Here is an 18,748-nt window from a genome sequence, read left to right as displayed (position 1 = left end):
ACATCCTCTTGGGGTGAGCGCCTCCTTCTGTCACGATCCCTAGCAAGCAGGTAGGAAAACTAGGGATCCGGGGGTGGGTATGAGAGCGCGCGACCTCGCACAGCTGTCGCTGCCTCTGCTGACCTCGCGGCGTCACATCGACCTCCGCCGTACGTCCAGCGCCATCTGTTGCCCTGTCTGAGGCCGTCCACCACACCGGCCACCCCCAGATCAGCGCACCAGGGCTCGACGCCCCGTCGCTCCGTACGCTCTTTCCCTTCCTTCCCCTGAGAGGACACCTTCGTGTCTGCCGCAAGACCGCTCACCACTCTGCGCACCCTCGCCGTCATCGCGACGCTCCCCCTCCTGCTCACCGCCTGCGGTTACGGCTCGAAGGCAAAGAGCGACGACACCGCCAAGGTCGCCGCCGGCGCGAAGAAGATCGACGGTCTCGGCTCCGTCAGGATCGGCTACTTCGGCAACCTGACCCACGCCACCGCGCTGGTCGGCCGTGAGCAGGGCCTGTTCCAGAAGGAACTGGGCGCCACGAAGGCCGAGTACGCCACCTTCAACGCGGGTCCCTCGGAGATCGAGGCGCTCAACTCCAGCTCCATCGACATCGGCTGGATCGGCCCCTCCCCCGCGATCAACGGCTACACCAAGTCCAACGGCAAGAGCCTGCGCATCATCGGCGGTTCGGCCTCCGGCGGGGTGAAGCTGGTCGTCAACCCCAAGAAGATCAAGTCGCTCAAGGACGTCAAGGGCAAGAAGATCGCCACGCCCCAGCTGGGCAACACCCAGGACGTGGCCTTCCTCAACTGGGCCGCCGAACAGGGCTACAAGATCGACCCGCAGAGCGGCAAGGGCGACGTGACCGTCGTACGCACCGACAACAAGATCACCCCGGACGCCTACAAGTCCGGTTCCATCGACGGTGCCTGGGTGCCCGAGCCGACCGCCTCCAAGCTGGTCGCCGAGGGCGGCAAGGTCCTGCTGGACGAGTCCACCCTGTGGCCCGACAAGAAGTTCGTGATCACGAACATCATCGTGTCGCAGAAGTTCCTCGACGCCCACCCCAAGGCCGTCGAGGCCGTGCTCAAGGCCTCGGTCGAGAGCAACAAGTGGATCAACGCCAACCCGGACGCGGCGAAGACCGCGGCCAACAAGCAGCTGACCGCCGACTCCGGCAAGGCCCTGCCCGCGAACGTCCTGGACCCGGCCTGGTCCTCGATCAGCTTCACCGACGACCCGCTGGCCTCCACTCTCAACACCGAGGCCGCCCACGCCGTCAAGGCCGGACTGCTCACCAAGCCCGACCTGAAGGGCATCTACGACCTCACGCTCCTGAACAAGGTCCTCAAGGCCGAGGGCGAGAGCACGGTCGACGACGCCGGTCTCGGCGTCGGCTGACACAGGTTCCGACGAGATCCCAGGAGGTGACGACCATGGCCACGATCACGACGCTCGCCAAGGCCGACGAGACGGTCGAGCACGCCGCCCGCATCGAGCACGTCTCGAAGTCCTTCGCGACGCCCGGTGGGCAGCAGCTCGTCCTGGACGACATCAGCCTCGATGTCGCCCCCGGCGAGTTCGTCACCCTCCTGGGCGCCTCCGGCTGCGGCAAGTCCACGCTGCTGAACCTGGTGGCGGGCCTGGACCGGCCCAGCGCCGGCACCATCACCACCGACGGCCGCCCCGCGCTGATGTTCCAGGAACACGCCCTGTTCCCCTGGCTGAGCGCGGGCAGGAACATCGAACTCGCCCTCAAACTCCGGGGAGTGGCCAAGCCCGAGCGGCGCGAGCGGGCCGAGGAACTGCTGGAGCTGGTACGGCTCAAGGGCGCGCACGGCAAGCGGGTGCACGAGCTGTCCGGCGGCATGCGCCAGCGCGTGGCGCTGGCCCGCGCACTGGCCCAGGACAGCCGGCTGCTGCTGATGGACGAGCCGTTCGCCGCGCTGGACGCCATCACCCGGGACGTGCTGCACGACGAACTGACCCGCATCTGGGCCGAGACGGGCCTGTCGGTGCTGTTCGTCACGCACAACGTGCGCGAAGCGGTGCGGCTGGCCCAGCGGGTGATCCTGCTGTCCTCCCGCCCGGGCCGGATCGCCCGCGAGTGGCGGGTCGACATCCCGCAGCCGCGCCGCATCGAGGACGCGCCCGTGGCCGAACTGTCCCTCGAGATCACCGATGTACTGCGTGGGGAGATCCGCCGTCATGGCCAGCACTGAGACGACACCGGCCCAGGACGCCGGGAGCGTCGAAGCAGGCCTCGACGCCCTGGAGACCGCGGCCACCGGACGGGCGCCGTTCCGGAAGACGTTCGTCGACAAGGTCCTGCCGCCGGTCACGGCGATCGCCGTCGTCCTTGTCGCCTGGTACGTGCTGTACCCGATCGTCGACAACCCCTCCAAGCTGCCTTCGCCGGGCGCGGTGGCCGGCACGTTGAAGGACTCCTGGCTCAGCGGCACGCTGCTGGACTACATCTGGACCAGCGTCTCGCGCGGCCTGCTCGGCTTCTGCCTCGCGCTGCTCATCGGCACCCCGCTGGGCCTGCTGGTGGCCCGCGTGAAGTTCGTCCGCGCCGCCATCGGACCCATCCTGTCCGGCCTGCAGTCCCTGCCCTCGGTCGCCTGGGTACCCCCCGCCGTCATCTGGCTCGGCCTGAACAACTCCATGATGTACGCCGTCATCCTGCTCGGCGCCGTCCCCTCCATCGCCAACGGCCTCGTCTCCGGCGTCGACCAGGTCCCCCCGCTCTTCCTGCGCGCCGGCCGCACCATGGGCGCCACCGGCCTGAAGGGCACCTGGCACATCACCCTGCCCGCCGCCCTGCCCGGCTACGTCGCCGGCATGAAACAGGGCTGGGCCTTCTCCTGGCGCTCCCTCATGGCCGCCGAGATCATCGCCAGCTTCCCCGACCTCGGCGTCGGCCTCGGCCAACTCCTCGAAAACGCCCGCACCGCCTCCGACATGGCCATGGTCTTCGAAGCCATCCTGCTCATCCTCTTCGTCGGCATCGCCATCGACCTGATCGTCTTCAGCCCCCTCGAGCGCTGGGTCCTGCGCAGCCGCGGCCTGCTCGTGAGGAACTGACCGAACGGCCCTCGACCACCACGACCCCACCGAGGTCCCCAGCACCTCGGAACACGCGCACACAGCACCGGCTCGCAGAGGCATGACCGCCCCACCGCGAGCCGGTGCTGTCATGTGCGGAGAGTTCGCCGTGCCGCCGGACGTCACGGGCGACGCGAACCGTGGAGAGCACTGGCAGATCTCCCCCGTCCCGCCACGAAACCGCAGGTCAGCAGCTCACCTGTTGATGAGTCAGGTGGCGCAACAATCCAGCAACACCCCATTCCCTACCGGATAGGTATGGTCCAGAACATGTCCTCCAGCGACCGCGTCCGAGACCACGCCGGCCAGGGCGCGAGCACCGTCGCCGCCCACCGTGCGCGGCGCCGGCTGCGCGCGGACCGGGCACGCCAACTCGCCGACCTCCTGCGACACCAGGTCCTCGGCGGCGCCTTCCCCACGGGCCCTCTTCCCCACGAGTCCGTCCTGGCCACCGACTACCGCGCCTCCCGCAACACCGTCCGCGAGGCCCTCGACCTCCTGCGCGCCGAAGGCCTCGTGGAGCGCCTCCCCGGCGTCGGCACGGTCGTCGTGGCACAGAAGTACCCGCATGGACTCGACCGGCTGATGGGACTCGCGGAGACCCTGCGCGAACACGGCCGCGTCACCAACGAGGTCCGCACGATGGGCCCCGTACCCGCCCCCGCGCCGGTGGCCGACCGCCTCCACCTGCCGTCCGGCACCGACGTCCTCTACATCGAACGCCTGCGACGGCTGGGCGGCCTGCCTCTGTCCCTCGACCTCACCTACATCCCCCTCGACGTCGGCGCCGCCCTGCTGGGAGAGGACCTGGAGAACACCGACATCTTCCGGCTCCTGGAGACCCTCACCGGCCGGCCGCTCGGACACGCCGAGATCAGCCTGGAGGCGGTGAACGCGGACGCCCACTCCGCCGCCGTACTGCAGGCCCCGCACGGCGCCGCCGTACTCATGCTGGAGCGCCTCACCCATCTGTCCGACGGCCGGCCCGTCGACCTCGAGTTCATTCGCTTCCGCGGCGACCGCATCACGATGAGCGGCATGCTCCACCGGTCGCTGTAAGACACCTACCCCGCCTGCACACCTTCCTGGAGACAGCCATGCCCTTGGCGCCCCAGCGGGCCGACGTGCCCGTGACCATCGACGAGTCGAAGTGCATCGACGGCTGCACGCTCTGCGTGGACATGTGCCCGCTGGACTCCCTCGCCATCGACGACAGCACCGGCAAGGCCTACATGCACGTCGACGAGTGCTGGTACTGCGGCCCGTGCGCGGCCCGCTGTCCCACCGGAGCCGTCACGGTCAACATGCCCTATCTGCTCCGGTGAGAGGTCCCGACCACCATGAAGAACACAGCAGTCGCCGCCGCCGTCGTCGTACTCCTCGCACCGCTCACGGCCTGCGGTGGCACCGCCGCGGCCGGAGGTGACGGCTCCACCGTCACGGTGACCGTCGGCTACCAGTCCAAGACCATCAACACGGTCACCGCGGGAACCCTGCTGCGCTCGCTCGGCTACTTCGAGAAGCAGCTCAACTCCCTCGGTGACGGCCGCACTTACAAGGTCGACTGGCAGGACTACGCCACCGGCGCCCCCATCACCGCCCAGATGACCGCCGGGAAGATCGACATCGGCTCGATGGGCGACTTCCCACTGCTCATCAACGCCGCCCGTGGCAAGCAGCTGAACCGCCCCACCCGCCTGGTCTCGGTCACCGGCTACAACCTGCGCGGCGGCCTGAACACCATCGTCACCACTCCCGGCTCCAAGCTGGCCTCCCTGAAGGACCTCAAGGGCAAGAAGGTGTCCACGAGCATAGGCTCCGCCGCCGACGGCACGCTCGTACGGGCCCTGCAGCGTGCCGGCATCGACCCGGACAAGGGTGTGGAGAAGCTCAACCAGCAGCCCGCGGTGGGCGCTTCCGCCCTGAGCGCGGGCAGCGTCGACGCGCTGTCGCAGTTCGTGGCCTGGCCCGGGCTGCTCGCCTACCAGGGCAAGGCCGAGGCGCTGTACGACGGCGCCCTGCTGAACCTGCCCACCTTCCACGGCGTCACCGCCCGCGAGGACTTCGCCAAGCGCGAACCAACCGTGCTGGAAGCCTTCCTCAAGGCCCAGGCGCAGGCCACCGACTACCTCGACGCCCATCCCGTGACCGCCGCGCAGAAGGTGGCGAAGGCCACCGGCCTGCCCGCGGAGGTCGTCTACCTCTACAACGGCGCCCACGGCATCTCCACCTTCGACCCGGCCGTCAAGCCGCAGCTCGTCGCCGCGCTGAAGCGAGACGTGCCGGTCCTGAAGGCGGCGAAGCTGACCGGCGACGTGGACGTGGACTCCTTCGTCGACGACCGGTACGTCAAGAAGGCCCTCGGAGCGTCGTACGGCAAGGCGCTCGCCGCCACTCCCCCGCCTGCCGCGAGCGAGGCATGGCCGAAGGGCGCCGGACAGACCATTGCCTTCAAGTCCCCGGCCCAGCTTCTGAGTTACGTGTCCGCGCACCGGGACGGCATCCGCGCCGCCTATGTCCCCGACGCCACCACCGGCACCCTGTGGTTCGCCGACAAGGCGGTCTGGGTGGCCGACGGCGACCGGCTGCTGCCCTTCGTCGCCCCGGCGACCGCACACGGCTACGTCCTCGCCCATGCCGGCGCCCGCGTCATCACCTACGCCGACGCCCTGGAGCGTGCCTCGTGACCCGGTACGCGCTGCGGGTGACCGCCCTCGCGGCCGCCCTCGGGCTCTGGCAGCTGCTGACCAGCCTGGACGTCGATCTGTGGCTGCGTTTCTCGCAGTTCCCCACGGTGACCGACGTGGCCCACACCTTCGCCGACCGCCTTGCCGGGGCGGACTACTGGACGGACCTCACCGACAGCCTGACCCGCATCGTGACGGGCTTCGTGCTGGCCGCGGTGGCCGGCGTGGCGTTGGGCGTGCTCGTGGCGCGCTCCACGCTCGCCGAGGACCTGCTGGGTCCGCTGCTGGAGGTCGTCCGCCCGATCCCCGCCATCGCCCTGGTCCCCGTCGCGATCCTCCTCTTCCCCTCCAACGAACAGGGCATCGTCTTCATCACCTTCACCGCGGCCTTCTTCCCGGTCCTGGTCTCCACCCGGCATGCAGTTCGGGCGCTGACACCGGTGTGGGAGGAAGCCGTGCTGACCATGGGCGGCGGCCGGTGGCGCGTCCTCGGCTCGGTCGTGCTGCCGGGTGCGCTGCCCGGCATCTTCGGCGGCCTGTCGGTCGGCATCGGCGTCTCCTGGATCTGCGTGATCTCCGCGGAGATGATCTCCGGACAGTACGGGGTCGGCTACCGCACCTGGCAGGACTACACGGTCGTCGACTACCCGGGCGTCTTCGTCGGCATGGTCACGATCGGCGTCCTCGGCTGGCTGACCTCCACGGCGGTGGAACTCCTCGGCCGGCGGCTGACCCGCTGGTTGCCGCGTACGTCCCAGGTCACCGGCGCCCGGCCGACGCCCTCACGCCCGCCCGCCGGCCCGTCCCCCGCCCCACAGCCCTCCGGCACCGAGGAGGCACGCGATGAGCACCTCGTCTGACACCGAACCCGTACTCCGTACGACGGACCGGGCGCCGTCCCTCGCACGCGGCACTGGCCTCACCCTCCGCGCCGCCACACTCGGCCGCCCCGACGCTCCCGTCCTGGCCGACGTCGACCTGGACATCGCGCCCGGTGAGATCCTCACCGTCGTCGGCCCGTCCGGGTGCGGCAAGTCGACCCTGCTGCGCACCCTCGCGGGACTGCTGTCCCCGCTCGCCGGACGGATCGGCCAGGACGGGCAGCCCCTGGCCGGACCGTCCGCCGAACGCGCCCTGGTCTTCCAGGAGGACGCCCTCCTGCCCTGGCGCACCCTGCGCGCCAACGTCGAACTCCCGCTGGCCGTCCGCCGTGTCCCCCGCGCGCAGCGCCGCCTCCAGGCCGAGCAGTGGCTGGCCCGCGTCGGACTGGCCGACCTGGCGGGGCAGTTGCCGCACCGGATCTCCGGCGGCCAGCGTCAGCGCGCGCAGTTGGCCCGCGCCCTCGCCGGGGCGCCGCGCGCCGTCCTCATGGACGAACCCTTCGGCGCGCTCGACGCCCAGACCCGCTCGGGCATGCAGGACCTCCTGGTGGAAGTGCTGCACGGCACCGGCGCGACCGTCGTGTTCGTCACCCACGACGTGGACGAGGCCCTCTTCCTCGGCGACCGCGTGGCACTCCTCGGCAACGGCCGGCTGACCGCCGTACGAGACGTACCGCGTCCGCGCGATCGCACGGCCCACGACGATCCCGCGCGCGTGGCGCTGCGGCGCGAGGTCCTGTCCTCGCTCGGAACGTGATCCGCAACGTGAAAGGCACCCTGGTGGACACTCCCCTGCAGATTCCGGTCCTCAGTGACGCGGAGGAGATCTCCTGCGACGTCCTGGTCGTCGGCGGCGGCACGGCCGGCACCATGGCGGCCCTGACCGCCGCCGAACACGGCGCCAATGTCCTGCTGTTGGAGAAGGCCCACGTACGCCACTCGGGCGCGCTCGCCATGGGCATGGACGGCGTCAACAACGCGGTCGTGCCCGGACGTGCCGAGCCCGACGACTACGTAGCCGAGATCACCCGCGCCAACGACGGCGTCGTCGACCAGTCCACCGTCCGCCAGACCGCCACCCGCGGCTTCGCCATGGTGCAGCGCCTGGAGTCGTACGGCGTGAAGTTCGAGAAGGACGAGCACGGCGAGTACGCGGTCCGTCAGGTGCACCGGTCGGGTTCGTATGTGCTGCCGATGCCGGAGGGCAAGGACGTCAAGAAGGTCCTGTACCGGCAGCTGCGGCGGCGCGAGATGCGGGAGCGGATCCGCATCGAGAACCGGGTGATGCCGGTGCGGGTGCTCACCTCCCAGGGGCGGGCCGTGGGTGCGGCCGGCTTCAACACGCGCACGGGCACGTTCGTGGTGGTGCGGGCGGGGGCGGTGATCCTGGCCACCGGCGCCTGCGGCCGCCTCGGCCTGCCCGCCTCCGGCTATCTGTACGGCACGTACGAGAACCCCACGAACGCGGGCGACGGCTATGCGATGGCGTACCACGCGGGCGCCGAGCTGACCGGCATCGAGTGCTTCCAGATCAACCCGCTCATCAAGGACTACAACGGCCCGGCCTGCGCCTACGTCGCCAACCCCTTCGGCGGCTACCAGGTCAACCGGCACGGCGAACGTTTCGTCGACTCCGACTACTGGTCGGGCCAGATGATGGCGGAGTTCGCGGCGGAGGTCGCCAGCGACCGGGGGCCGGTCTACCTCAAGCTGAGCCATCTCCCCGAGGAGTCGGTCTCGGCCCTGGAGTCGATCCTGCACTCCACGGAGCGGCCCACCCGCGGCACGTTCCATGCCGGCCGCGGTCATGACTACCGCACCCATGACGTCGAGATGCACATCTCCGAGATCGGCCTGTGCGGCGGCCACTCGGCCTCGGGGGTACGGGTGGACGACCACGCCCGTACGACCGTCCCCCGCCTCTACGCGGCCGGCGACCTGGCGTGTGTGCCGCACAACTACATGATCGGCGCGTTCGTCTTCGGCGACCTGGCAGGCGCGGACGCGTCCCAGTACCGTTCGTACGAGGGCGAGTTGCCCCAGGAGCAGCTGCGCGAGGCGCACGAACTGGTCTACCGCCCGCTGCGCAACCCGGACGGGCCGCCGCAGCCCCAGGTCGAGTACAAGTTGCGCCGCTTCGTGAACGACTACGTGGCCCCGCCGAAGTCCGGGGCCCGTCTGTCGCTGGCCCTGGAGGCCTTCGAGCGGATGCGGGCCGACATCGCCTCGATGGGCGCCCGGACCCCGCACGAGCTGATGCGGTGTGCCGAGGTCGACTTCATCCGCGACTGCGCGGAGATGGCCGCGCGGGCCTCGCTGGCCCGTACGGAGTCGCGTTGGGGTCTCTACCACGAGCGCATCGACCATCCGCGGCGCGACGACACGTCCTGGCTGCACCATCTCGATCTGCGCAAGTCACCTTCCGGGGCGATGGAGTTCACGGTCCGTCCCGTGGCTCCCTACCTGGTTCCGGTCGAGGAGTTCACCCCGGTCGGCGGTGCCTCCCGGCACCTCGGCGAGGTCCATGCCGAGCCGGTGGCCACGGCGGGGGCGCGGGAGGTGGCGCCGATGGCCGCAGGCCCGAGAACCGGCGCGCGGGACGTGCAGTCCGCGGCATCCGGCCCCGGCGAGATCGCCTCCCCCCGGCTCCTGACCCTGCTCGCGCTGGCCGATGAGGAACCCGAACTCTCAATCCTGCAGCCCTATTTGACCGACCCTGACCCGGGCGTCCGGCGGACCGCTGTCTCGGTCCTCACCGAGACCGTGCCGCCCGGCACGGGACAGGCGCTGGCCGACGCGCTCGCCGACCCCGACGCCCAGGTCCGGTCTGCCGCGGCGGCATCCCTGCGCGAGCTGGTCGAGACCCTGCCGCCCGAACCCGCCCTGCGCCACGCACTCACCCCGGCGCTCACAGAGGCCGATCCCGTCGTCCGCGCCGCGGCCCTCGACGTCCTGCGCGCACTGCGCCTGGGGGACGCCGGGCTGTTCGCCGAGGCCCTCGCCGACTCCGACGTCGCGGTACGGATCGAGGCGGTGCGTGCGCTCGTGTCGGTCGACGCGGCCGAGCCATTGGCGCGTGCGGCGCACGACGCGTCCCGCGAGGTCCGCGTCACCGTGGCCAAGGCGCTGGCCGGCGTGGGCTCCTCGACGGTCGCACCGGTGGCGTTGGACGCACTCACCGAGGACAGCGACCCCCTGGTGCGCGGTGCCGCGTTCGGCGCGCTGGCCTCCATGGGCTGCCCGGCGCCCCTCACCGTCCGCGCGGTGACCGCTCTGTCCGACCGGGCCTGGCAGGTCCGCGCCGGCGCCGCCACGGCCCTGTCCGCCGCCGACCCGGCCACCGCGGTCCCGGCGCTGGCGAAGGCACTGGCCGACTCCAATGCCGACGTGCGCAAGGCCGCCGTACTGTCCCTGACCCGACACCTGCCGGTCCCCGAGGCCCGAGCCGCCCTCGCCACGGCCACCACGGATTCGGACGCGGACGTCAGGGCCTACGCGGCACGGGCGTCGTGACCGAGTCGGCCCACGATGTCAGTCGGCGTCGAGCTGGTGGTCGGCCCAGACGTAAGTCTCGGGCAGCAGGTCGGCAATGTGGACGGTGCGGGTGCGGTCCCCTTCACCGACGATCACCTTGAGCGTGGGGAAGTAGTCCAGCAGCGCCTGGCGGCACCGCCCGCACGGAGGAACGACCCCCCGGTCACGGTCACCGACGGCCACGATGGTGTCCAGCTCGTAGACGCCCTGGGCGGCTGCCGCGCCGATGAGGACCAGCTCCGCGCACGGACCTCCGGTGAAGTGGTAGGCGTTGACCGCGGTGACGATCCGCCCGTCGCCGGCGCGGCCCGCGGCCGCCATGGTGTGGTTGTCCCCCCGGCACCGCGTGCGCGCGACCTGGGCCGCGGCCTGGATCAACTCGTTGTCGACCTGCTGGATCTGCGTGGTCATCATCTCTGCCTTCGTCGCCTTCGCGGCCACGTTGGCCTGCGCGAAGCGGGTCTGGCAAGTGATTATCGACGGCTCGCGACGGGAACCGCGGGCCCCCCGTGACCGTGAGCCGGCCTCGGGCCGGGCGACGCCCTACCGGTCACGCCGGAAGCGTGAAGGGTGGGTGGGTGCCGTTGAGGAAGTAGTCGCCGACCTCGCGCAGTCTGTGGGTGAGGGGTTCGCGGAGGGTGTGGGTGCGGGCGTTGCGCCAGAAGCGGTCGAATCCGAGGCGGGAGGAGGCGGCAGGGGCGCCGATGGCGTCCAGGGCGCGGGTGGTGATGTCCTGCACGGCGCGGGAGGCGGTGGCCTCGGCCGCGCCGGCGAGGACGGTGATCTCCGCGCACTCCTCGTCGTCGAGGGCCTCGCCCCGGCCGAGGCCGCGCAGCAGGGCCTCCACCGCCTGGTCGGCGAGGGCGGACGCGGCCCGCGCGGCGACGGCGAGTTCGCCGTACGCGACCAGTGCGTGGGGGTCCTGGGGCGGGCCGTCGGGCCAGGGCTGTGCGGAGAAGGGCTGCCAGGGGGACTTCACGACCCGGCCGTACTCGCGGACCTCGTCGAGCATTCCCTCGGCGACGCCGAGACAGAACTGGGCGGAGACCAGGCGCGCGGTCGGTGCGGCCAGGCAGGCGAAGGGCGACAGGACGCCCTCGTCCGGCGAGAGGGAACCGAGTACGTCGTCCGCCGCGACCGGCACGGAGTCGAACTCCACGCTCCCACCGGCCGCCAGCCGCTGGCCGAAGGTGTCCCCGCCGCTGCCGGTGACGACGCCCGGGCGGGCAGGGTCGACGAGGACGGCCAGCGGCTCGCCGGTGCCGGATCTGAAGGCGCGGACCAACAGGCGGTCGGCGATCCCGACTCCGGTGGCGAACCTCTGGTAGCCGTCGAGCAGATGGCCGTCCGCCGTGGGAATCAGCATGAGCGGCGGTTCGTGCGCGGCGATGCCCCCTCCCCAGCACCACTGCCCCGCCGCCGACTCCCTTTGGATTCGGGCGGCTTGGCCGGGCCCGGCGAAGAACCGGGCGCTGAAGGAGAGGAAGTAGTGGCTGCCCAGCAGGTGGCCGATGGCCCCGTCGGCCGCGGCGACCGTCCGCACGACCGTGCAGGCCGTGCGCCAGTCCGCGCCCCCTCCCCCGTACTCGGCCGGCACCAGCACCGACAGCAGTCCCGACTCGCGCAGCCGGGTGACCTCGTCGAGCGGCGCCTTGCCGGCCTGCTCGCGTTCGACCGTGTCCGTGGCGAGATCGTCCGCCACCTCACGGGCGATGTGCGTCCAGTCGGCCTGCGGCCCGGGCGCCGCTTCGGTCGCCTCGTCCGCCGTGACCGTCACGCGCGGACCCGCGTCGTACGACTGCGGCTGTCGCCACAGCTCAGTGATGTGGTCATCGGGTCTTCCTTCACAGGGCGAAGCGAACGCGGCATGGAGGTGGCGGGGTGTGGTGGCACGTCGGTTTCGTCATGCTCACCCTCCCCGCCGACCCCCGTCAATACTTTCCTAGTAATTCGATAGGAATACTAGGGATAGAAGCGCGATCTGGCTGGTTCACGCTCATCGGGGGCGCGTTCAGGCGAACGGCACCTGCGCGGCGGGCGCGGCGGGCCTGTCGAAGGGGTGCCGCCACAGGCCGTGCGCGGCGAGCCTCGGCAGCACGCCCTCGCCGAACCAGTACGCCTCCTCCAGGTGCGGGTAACCGGAGAACACGAACTCGTCGATACCGAGGGCGTGGTACTCCTTGATCCGCTCGGCGACCTCGTCGTGGCTGCCCACCAGGGCGGTGCCCGCGCCACCGCGCACCAGGCCGATACCGGCCCACAGGTTGGGGTGGATCTCCAGGCCGTCCCGATTGCCGCCGCCGTGCAGGGCGAGCATCCGTTGCTGTCCCTCGGACTCGCTGCGGGCGAGCCCGGCCTGCACGGACTTCACGGTCTCCGGGTCGAAGCCCTCAAGGAGCCTGTCGGCCTCCGCCCAAGCCTGCTCGGAGGTGTCGCGCGTGATGACGTGCAGCCGGATGCCGAAACGCAGGTTGCGCCCTTGCGCGGCTGCCAACCCCTTCACCCACGCGATCTTCTCGGCGACCTGGGCCGGGGGCTCGCCCCAGGTGAGGTAGACGTCGGCGTGCCGCGCGGCGATCTCACCGGCGATCGGCGAGGACCCGCCGAAGTACACCTCGGGGACCGGGTCGGGCACCCGGGCCAGCCTGGCGTCCTCGACCCGGAGATGCTCGCCGTGCAGGTCGACGGCCTTCCCCTCCCACAACTCCCGTACGACCTGCAGGAATTCGCCGGTACGGCGGTAGCGGGCGTCCTTGTCGAGGAAGTCGCCGTAGGCCCGCTGCTCGTGGCTCTCGCCGCCGGTGACGACGTTCAGCAGCAGCCGTCCGCCGCTCTGCCGCTGGAAGGTGGAGGCCATCTGGGCGGCCAGCGTCGGCGAGACGAATCCGGGGCGGAAGGCGACCAGGAACTTCAGTCGCTCGGTGTGCCGGCTGACCAACGCGGTGGTCAGCCACGCGTCCTCGCACCAGGCGCCGGTCGGGGTGAGTACGCCGACGAAGCCCAGTTCCTCGGCGGCGCCGGCGATCCGGCTGAGGTAGGCGACCGTCGGCGGCCGGTCCCGTCCGGAAGCGGTGGCGGGGGTGCCGTGACCGCCGCCGACGACATGGCGGCTGTCGCCGTTGGTGGGCAGGAACCAGTGAAAGGTCAGGGACACGCGGGGCTCCGATCGGCCGGTTGTCGGTGTGCGTCACACAAGGCAGCGGCGGGGTGCACCTCGCCGCGCCGGTCATCCGGTGGCCGCCAGCAGCGTCGTACGACCGCCCAGCGCGGCCGAGAACTGGTCCGTGACCTGGAGCAGCGCCTCGGCCGAACCCGGCGCGACGGTCAGCGTGCCGTCGTCGCCCACCGTGATGTCCTTGTCGAGGGTGAACCAGCCCGGGGTGATGTGGGCGGGCCCCATGGAGGCCAGGACCGGGCGCAGGGCGTAGTCGATGGCCAGGACGTGGGCCGTGCTGCCGCCGGTGGCCAGCGGCAGGACCGTCTTGCCCACCAGCGCGTACTGCGGCAGCAGGTCCAGCAGCGCCTTCAACAGCCCGGAGTAGGCGGCCTTGTAGACGGGGGTGCCGATCACGACGCCTTCCGCCTGCTCGAACAGGGCCGCGGCCCGGGCTATCGCGGGATGGCCGAAGTCGGCGTGCAGCAGGGCCTCCGGCGGGAGCGTACGCACGTCCAGCGGGATCACCTCGTGACCCTGGGCCGTGAGCCGCTCGTCGAGGTGGCGAAGCAACCGTGCGGTGCGGGAGGTGGCGGAGGGGCTTCCGGAGACGGACAGGATGGTGGCCATGGGAGGACCTTTCGGTTGGTCGGGGTGGGCTTCGTCGGGGACACGCGTGAGCATCAGCTCGGCGGCTGGGACGAGTGGCCCCTGCGGCGCCATTCCTCCGCGAGCAGTTCGTACGAGCGGACCCGGTCCTTGTGGTCGTGGGTGATGGTCGTGATGAGCAACTCGTCCGCGCCCGTGGCCTCCTGGAGCTGTTCCAGCTGGTCGGCCACCCGGCCCGGCGAGCCGACGAACTGGGTGTCGAGGCGGTCCTGGACGAGGGCCTGGTCCTCGTCGGTCCAGCTGTGGGCGCGCGCTTCCTCCGGCGTGGGGAACTCGATGGCGCCCTCGGCGGTGCGGATGCTGCGGACCCAGGGGCCGTAGCCGGTGGCGAGTTCGCGGGCGGTGGCGTCGTCGTCGGCCACGACGATGTCGGCCGAGACGCTGACGTAGGGCTTGTCGAGCACCTCGGAGGGCTGGAAGAAGGACCGGTAGCCCTCCACGGCCTCCAGGACCGTCCCGGGGCTCACGTGGTAGTTCGCCGCGAACCGCAGGCCGTTGCGGCCCGCCACGGCGGCGCTCTGGCCACCACTGCTGCCCAGGATCCACACCTCCAGATCGGCGCCCTCTCCCGGCACGACGTGCGCTTCGGCGCCCTCCGGGGAGCGGTAGGTGCCGGCGAGCAGGGCGAGGATGTCGTCGATCTGCTCGGTGTAGTCCTGCGATTCGGCGCCCGGCAGCAGAAGGAGCTTGCGCTGCAGGGCGATTCGGGGTGAGCCGAGCAGATGCGCGAAGGAGAAGGGGGGTGGGATCAACAGGCCGTTCGGGGTGCGGCCGTCGACGACCGGGGTCGCCGTGGGCGGCGTTGCGTCCGACTGGGCCGGCGGGCGGCCCCCGGAGCGGCCGAGGCCCAGATCGAAGCGGCCCGGGTGCAGCGCGTCGAGCAGGCCGAACTCCTCCACGGTGGACAGCGCGGTGCGGTGCCCGAGCTGCACGGCCCCGGAACCGAGCCGGATGGTCGAGGTGGCCGATGCGGTCAGGGCCAGGACGACGGCGGGCGAGGTGCCGGCCACGCCCGGGTTGAGATGGTGCTCGGCGAACCAGTAGCGGGCGTATCCCAGGCGCTCGGCCTGCTGTGCGAGGTCGATGGAGTTGCGCAGGGCATCGGCTGCCGTCGAGCCGGACGGGATCGGGACCAGATCGAGAACGCCGAGGGCGATGTCAGACATGGAGGGACTCCTGGGTGAGTGGTTTGGTCGGAAGCACAGGTCCCCCCGCGGACGGCGGGTCCGGGAACTTCACGACGCGACCCGGTCGTCGGCTGCGTCGGGGTGCGCGAGCCCCAGGTGGTGACGGAGGGTGGGACCCTCGTATTCGGTGCGGAAGACGCCCTGTTCCTGCAGGAGCGGGACGACCTTGTCGGCGAAGTCGTCGAGGCCGGTGGGCGTGATGTGCGGCACGAGGATGAAGCCGTCGCTGGCGTCGGCCTGGACGTAGTCGTTGATGGTCTTGGCGAGGGTCGTCGGGGAGCCGACGAAGGTCTGTCGGTTGCCGGTGTTGATCACCAGGTCACGGATGGACCAGTTGTTGGCGGCGGCCAGCTCGCGCCACTCGCGGGCGGTGGCCAGCGGGTCGCGGTACATGCGCACCTGGGCACGGCCCTTGGAGATGTGGTTGTCGCTGACGTCCGGGTCGATGTCGGGCAGCGGACCTTCCGGGTCGTAGGAGGACAGGTCCCGGTTCCAGACGAACTCCAGGTGCTTGATGGCGGTGGCGCCGCTGACTTGCTGGCGGCGCACCTCCCTGGCGAGTTCCTCGGCCTCGGCGTCGGTGTCGGCGAGCGCGAAGGAGGCGGCGGGCAGGATCAGCAACTGGTCATGGCGGCGGCCGTACTTGGCGAGGCGGTTCTTGACGTCCGTGTAGAAGGCCTGACCGCCCTCCAGGGTGGCGTGTCGGCTGAAGATGGCGTCGGCGCTGGAGGCGGCGAACTCGCGTCCCTCCTCGGAGTCGCCGGCCTGGAAGATCACCGGGCGGCCCTGCGGGGAGCGCGGGACGTTGAACTGGCCGTGGATGTCGAAGTGTTGTCCCGTGTGGACGAAGGAGCCGGCCTTCGCGTCGCGCAGGAAGACACCGGTCGCCTGGTCGGCGACGATCTCGTCGCCGTGCCAGGAGTCGAAGAGCTCGTTGGCGGTGGCCAGGAACTCCTTGGCGCGGGAGTAGCGCTCCTCCTGCGGCAGGAAGCCGGCGCGGCGGAAGTTCTCGCCGGTGAAGGCGTCCCAGGAGGTGACGACGTTCCAGGCCGCACGGCCGCCGGAGAGGTGGTCGAGGCTGGCGAACTGGCGGGCCACCTCGTAGGGCTCGTTGAAGGTGGAGTTGATGGTGCCGGTCAGGCCGAGGTGCTCGGTGACGGCGGCGAGCGCGGCGAGGACGGTGAAGGTGTCGGGGCGGCCGACGACGTCCAGGTCGTAGATCTGTCCGCCCTGTTCGCGCAGTCGCAGTCCCTCGGCGAGGAAGAGGAAATCGAACCTGGCGCGTTCGGCGGTCCGGGCGAAGTGGGCGAAGGAGCTGAACTCGATGTGGCTGCCGGCCTTCGGGTCGCTCCACACCGTGGTGTTGTTGACGCCGGGGAAATGGGCGGCCAGGTGGATCTGCTTCAGCGGCTTGCTGGTCATGTCGGTGCGGGTCCTTCCGGCTCAGGCGGCGGCGTAGCGGTTGGCGGGGCGGGGCAGGCCCAGCAGGCCGCGCAGGGTGTCGGCTTCGTAGGCGGTGCGGAAGACACCCCGGCGCTGGAGTTCGGGGACCAGGCCGCGGGTGATGGCCGGCAGGTCGTGTCCGGCGACGGCGGGCCGCAGCCGGAAGCCGCTCAGCCCCTGCGCCGCCAACTCCTGCAACACATCGGCGAGTTGAGCGGGCGTTCCGGCGAAGATCCGGGCGTCGCTGGTGTACGGCTCCCCCGCGAGGGCGTCGAGCCGTGCCCGCCGGTCCTCCGCGGCGGCCTGCTCGTCGTCCAGGAAGACCACCAGGTCACCGAAGACGTGCAGGGGCTCACCGGCCCGACCGGCCGTCTCCTGCTCGGCACGGATCTCGGCGACGATCGCCCGGGCGTGCTCGGCGTCCTGCGGAGTGACGTAGCCGATGTCGGCCTGGCGGGCCACCAGCCGGTACGGAACGGTCTGGTGGGCGAGCGCGGTGACCAGGGGCTGGCCCTGGGGCGGGCGCGGAGTGATGGAGGGTCCCTTGACGCTGAAGTGCTTGCCCTGGAAATCGATGTAGTGCAGCTTGTCGCGGTCGATGAAGCGTCCGGTGGCGGCGTCCCGGATCTCCGCGTCGTCCTCCCAGCTGTCCCAGAGCCGGCGCACCACCTCGACGTAGTCGGCGGCCTCGTCGAACAGGTCGGCCACCTGCTCCTGCCCGGCCGGCGTCTGCAGTTCCCGCAGGCTCAGTGGGGGAAGGGCGCGGCGGCCGAAGTGGTCGGCCTCGTGCGGCCGGGCGGAGATCTGCACCCGCAGGCCCGCGCGGCCGGTGCTGACGTAGTCGAGGGTGGCGATCGCCTTGGAGATGTGGAACGGCTCGGTGTGGGTGGCGATCACGGTCGGCACCAAGCCGATGTGCCGGGTCAGGGGTGCGATCCGGGCCGCGGTCAGTACGGCGTCCAGCCGGCCGCGGACCTGGTCGGTACGGCCGTCGAGTTCGCCGATGGGGGTCCCCCCGTTCGAGCGAAGTCGAGACTGGGAGAGGGAGGACTGCAGGCCGAGGCCGTCCTCGAAGGTGACGAAGTCGAGCAGTCCGCGCTCGGCCTCGGCGACGAGGTCCGCCCAGTGTCCGGCGGTGAACAGGTCGCGGGGCCGGGCGACCTGCTCGCGCCAGGAGGCGGGGTGCCATCCGGTTCCGTCGAGGGCGACGGCAAGGTGCAGCGGAGAGGGAGGAGTTTCGGACACGAAGGTGCCTTCCTGGAGGTTCGGTGAGAGGGACGTCGGCATGCCTATGCCGTTCTTTCCAGGGCCGCGGCGCCGGTGTGCCGGACGAGCGAGAAGACGGTGCTGCAGCGCAGGGTGAAGCCGATGGACTCGTACAGCCGGATCGCGTTGGCGTTGGCGGCCGCGGCGTGCAGGAAGGGGTGTTCGCCGCGCTCCTTGATGCCGGCGGCCACCGCACGGACCAGACGGGTGGCCAGCCCCCGGCCTCGGTGGTCGGGGTCGGTGCACACGGCGCTGATCTCGGTCCAGCCGGGCGGGCGCAGCCGCTCGCCGGCCAGGGCGATCAGCCGGCCGCGGTGGCGGATGCCGAGGTAGGTGCCCATCTCGACGGTGCGTCGCCGGTAGGGGCCGGGCTCGGTGCGGGCGATCAGGTCGAGGATCTGGGGCACGTCGTCGGGGCCGAGGAGTACGGCCTCGGGGTCGGGCTCGGCGCGCAGGGACGTGTCCACGAGCTGGACGCCGTGTCCGATGCTGACGACCTCCCAGCCGCCCGGCGCCTCGGTGACGCCTCGTACCGCGGCGGTGCCGCCGGGGCCGACGAGTCTGGCCAGGTCGGCCCAGGCGCGGGGGTTGTCCTCGTCGGAGAGGGCGTGGAAGGGGGCCACGTCCCGGTGGTAGCGGGCGGCGTGGCCGATGCGTTCGGCGAAGTGGGCGTGGGGGCCGGTGAGGGCGGCCCAGGCGGGGTTGTCCAGGACGTGCGAGGAGGTGGCGTCGATGGTGGTCACGGACATGGCGTGGCGGTCTCCGGGGTGCGGCTCGGGGTGTCCGGCGTGCCGGGGACTCCACCGCGGGGTGGTGGCGGAGTTCCCGGCA

Annotated in this window: 18 protein-coding genes; 10 read left to right on the top strand and 8 right to left on the bottom strand. The window is 71.2% G+C overall.

What is annotated here, in order from left to right:
- Positions 1 to 79 precede the first annotated feature (79 nt).
- From ACQF4J_RS43600 to ACQF4J_RS43555, 10 genes are all read left to right on the top strand, one after another.
- Positions 80 to 181, top strand: coding sequence for a putative leader peptide (locus ACQF4J_RS43600; RefSeq protein WP_351583028.1), 102 nt, complete (start codon positions 80 to 82; stop codon positions 179 to 181).
- Between the two features lie 101 nt (positions 182 to 282).
- Positions 283 to 1,389, top strand: coding sequence for an aliphatic sulfonate ABC transporter substrate-binding protein (locus ACQF4J_RS43595; protein WP_427168268.1), 1,107 nt, complete (start codon positions 283 to 285; stop codon positions 1,387 to 1,389).
- 35 nt (positions 1,390 to 1,424) lie between these two features.
- Positions 1,425 to 2,210, top strand: coding sequence for an ABC transporter ATP-binding protein (locus tag ACQF4J_RS43590; protein ID WP_427168267.1), 786 nt, complete (start codon positions 1,425 to 1,427; stop codon positions 2,208 to 2,210).
- Positions 2,197 to 3,075 carry an ABC transporter permease gene (locus tag ACQF4J_RS43585; protein WP_427168266.1) on the top strand — a complete coding sequence of 293 codons (879 nt, stop codon included), beginning with the start codon at positions 2,197 to 2,199 and terminating at the stop codon, positions 3,073 to 3,075. Before ACQF4J_RS43590 ends, ACQF4J_RS43585 begins: the two co-directional genes overlap by 14 nt.
- 291 nt (positions 3,076 to 3,366) lie before the next feature.
- Positions 3,367 to 4,155 carry a GntR family transcriptional regulator gene (locus ACQF4J_RS43580; RefSeq protein ID WP_427168265.1) on the top strand — a complete coding sequence of 263 codons (789 nt, stop codon included), beginning with the start codon at positions 3,367 to 3,369 and terminating at the stop codon, positions 4,153 to 4,155.
- Positions 4,156 to 4,193: 38 nt separating this feature from the next.
- Positions 4,194 to 4,421, top strand: a complete 228-nt coding sequence (locus ACQF4J_RS43575) for a 4Fe-4S dicluster domain-containing protein (RefSeq protein WP_030180763.1) — start codon at positions 4,194 to 4,196, stop codon at positions 4,419 to 4,421.
- Positions 4,422 to 4,436: 15 nt separating this feature from the next.
- A complete protein-coding gene (locus ACQF4J_RS43570) occupies positions 4,437 to 5,783 on the top strand; it encodes an ABC transporter substrate-binding protein (protein WP_427168264.1) in 1,347 nt (448 codons plus the stop codon).
- Positions 5,780 to 6,643, top strand: a complete 864-nt coding sequence (locus tag ACQF4J_RS43565) for an ABC transporter permease (protein ID WP_427168263.1) — start codon at positions 5,780 to 5,782, stop codon at positions 6,641 to 6,643. The genes ACQF4J_RS43570 and ACQF4J_RS43565 overlap by 4 nt, the downstream gene beginning before the upstream one ends.
- Positions 6,627 to 7,421, top strand: coding sequence for an ABC transporter ATP-binding protein (locus ACQF4J_RS43560; protein WP_427168262.1), 795 nt, complete (start codon positions 6,627 to 6,629; stop codon positions 7,419 to 7,421). Before ACQF4J_RS43565 ends, ACQF4J_RS43560 begins: the two co-directional genes overlap by 17 nt.
- Positions 7,418 to 10,177 carry a fumarate reductase/succinate dehydrogenase flavoprotein subunit gene (locus ACQF4J_RS43555; RefSeq protein ID WP_427168261.1) on the top strand — a complete coding sequence of 920 codons (2,760 nt, stop codon included), beginning with the start codon at positions 7,418 to 7,420 and terminating at the stop codon, positions 10,175 to 10,177. Before ACQF4J_RS43560 ends, ACQF4J_RS43555 begins: the two co-directional genes overlap by 4 nt.
- An 18-nt stretch (positions 10,178 to 10,195) precedes the next feature.
- On the opposite strand, the gene ACQF4J_RS43550 is transcribed toward ACQF4J_RS43555, so the two are convergent.
- From ACQF4J_RS43550 to ACQF4J_RS43515, 8 genes are all read right to left on the bottom strand, one after another.
- Positions 10,196 to 10,609: a cytidine deaminase family protein gene (locus ACQF4J_RS43550; protein ID WP_351583625.1), complete on the bottom strand. Its 414-nt coding sequence runs from the start codon at positions 10,607 to 10,609 to the stop codon at positions 10,196 to 10,198.
- Between the two features lie 139 nt (positions 10,610 to 10,748).
- Entirely contained in the window at positions 10,749 to 11,975 is a 1,227-nt protein-coding gene (locus ACQF4J_RS43545) for an acyl-CoA dehydrogenase family protein (protein WP_351583596.1), read from the bottom strand.
- A 234-nt stretch (positions 11,976 to 12,209) separates the two neighbouring features.
- Positions 12,210 to 13,352 (bottom strand): LLM class flavin-dependent oxidoreductase, encoded by a 1,143-nt coding sequence (locus ACQF4J_RS43540; RefSeq protein ID WP_427168260.1) that lies wholly within the window; start codon positions 13,350 to 13,352, stop codon positions 12,210 to 12,212.
- A gap of 72 nt (positions 13,353 to 13,424) precedes the next feature.
- Entirely contained in the window at positions 13,425 to 13,982 is a 558-nt protein-coding gene (gene ssuE / locus ACQF4J_RS43535) for an NADPH-dependent FMN reductase (protein ID WP_351583602.1), read from the bottom strand.
- A 53-nt stretch (positions 13,983 to 14,035) separates the two neighbouring features.
- A complete protein-coding gene (locus ACQF4J_RS43530; protein ID WP_351804955.1) occupies positions 14,036 to 15,187 on the bottom strand; it encodes an LLM class flavin-dependent oxidoreductase in 1,152 nt (383 codons plus the stop codon).
- Positions 15,188 to 15,256: 69 nt separating this feature from the next.
- Entirely contained in the window at positions 15,257 to 16,630 is a 1,374-nt protein-coding gene (locus tag ACQF4J_RS43525; protein ID WP_351583608.1) for an NtaA/DmoA family FMN-dependent monooxygenase, read from the bottom strand.
- Between the two features lie 21 nt (positions 16,631 to 16,651).
- Entirely contained in the window at positions 16,652 to 17,896 is a 1,245-nt protein-coding gene (locus ACQF4J_RS43520) for an LLM class flavin-dependent oxidoreductase (protein ID WP_427168259.1), read from the bottom strand.
- A gap of 44 nt (positions 17,897 to 17,940) precedes the next feature.
- Positions 17,941 to 18,666 carry a GNAT family N-acetyltransferase gene (locus ACQF4J_RS43515; protein WP_427168258.1) on the bottom strand — a complete coding sequence of 242 codons (726 nt, stop codon included), beginning with the start codon at positions 18,664 to 18,666 and terminating at the stop codon, positions 17,941 to 17,943.
- Positions 18,667 to 18,748 lie beyond the last annotated feature (82 nt).

The organism is Streptomyces sp. C1-1 (genome assembly GCF_050214755.1).
Lineage (GTDB): Bacteria > Actinomycetota > Actinomycetes > Streptomycetales > Streptomycetaceae > Streptomyces.
This window is presented reverse-complemented; position numbering and strand designations above follow the sequence as displayed.

Excerpts from the sequence above, each read along its gene's own strand:
- ACQF4J_RS43600 (WP_351583028.1), top strand. The coding sequence starts at position 80 with ATGAGAGCGCGCGACCTCGCACAGCTGTCGCTGCCTCTGCTGACCTCG.
- ACQF4J_RS43590 (WP_427168267.1), top strand. The coding sequence starts at position 1,425 with ATGGCCACGATCACGACGCTCGCCAAGGCCGACGAGACGGTCGAGCAC.
- ACQF4J_RS43585 (WP_427168266.1), top strand. The coding sequence starts at position 2,197 with ATGGCCAGCACTGAGACGACACCGGCCCAGGACGCCGGGAGCGTCGAA.
- ACQF4J_RS43580 (WP_427168265.1), top strand. The coding sequence starts at position 3,367 with ATGTCCTCCAGCGACCGCGTCCGAGACCACGCCGGCCAGGGCGCGAGC.
- ACQF4J_RS43575 (WP_030180763.1), top strand. The coding sequence starts at position 4,194 with ATGCCCTTGGCGCCCCAGCGGGCCGACGTGCCCGTGACCATCGACGAG.
- ACQF4J_RS43570 (WP_427168264.1), top strand. The coding sequence starts at position 4,437 with ATGAAGAACACAGCAGTCGCCGCCGCCGTCGTCGTACTCCTCGCACCG.
- ACQF4J_RS43560 (WP_427168262.1), top strand. The coding sequence starts at position 6,627 with ATGAGCACCTCGTCTGACACCGAACCCGTACTCCGTACGACGGACCGG.
- ACQF4J_RS43550 (WP_351583625.1), bottom strand. The coding sequence starts at position 10,609 with ATGACCACGCAGATCCAGCAGGTCGACAACGAGTTGATCCAGGCCGCG.
- ssuE (WP_351583602.1), bottom strand. The coding sequence starts at position 13,982 with ATGGCCACCATCCTGTCCGTCTCCGGAAGCCCCTCCGCCACCTCCCGC.
- ACQF4J_RS43530 (WP_351804955.1), bottom strand. The coding sequence starts at position 15,187 with ATGTCTGACATCGCCCTCGGCGTTCTCGATCTGGTCCCGATCCCGTCC.
- ACQF4J_RS43525 (WP_351583608.1), bottom strand. The coding sequence starts at position 16,630 with ATGACCAGCAAGCCGCTGAAGCAGATCCACCTGGCCGCCCATTTCCCC.
- ACQF4J_RS43515 (WP_427168258.1), bottom strand. The coding sequence starts at position 18,666 with ATGTCCGTGACCACCATCGACGCCACCTCCTCGCACGTCCTGGACAAC.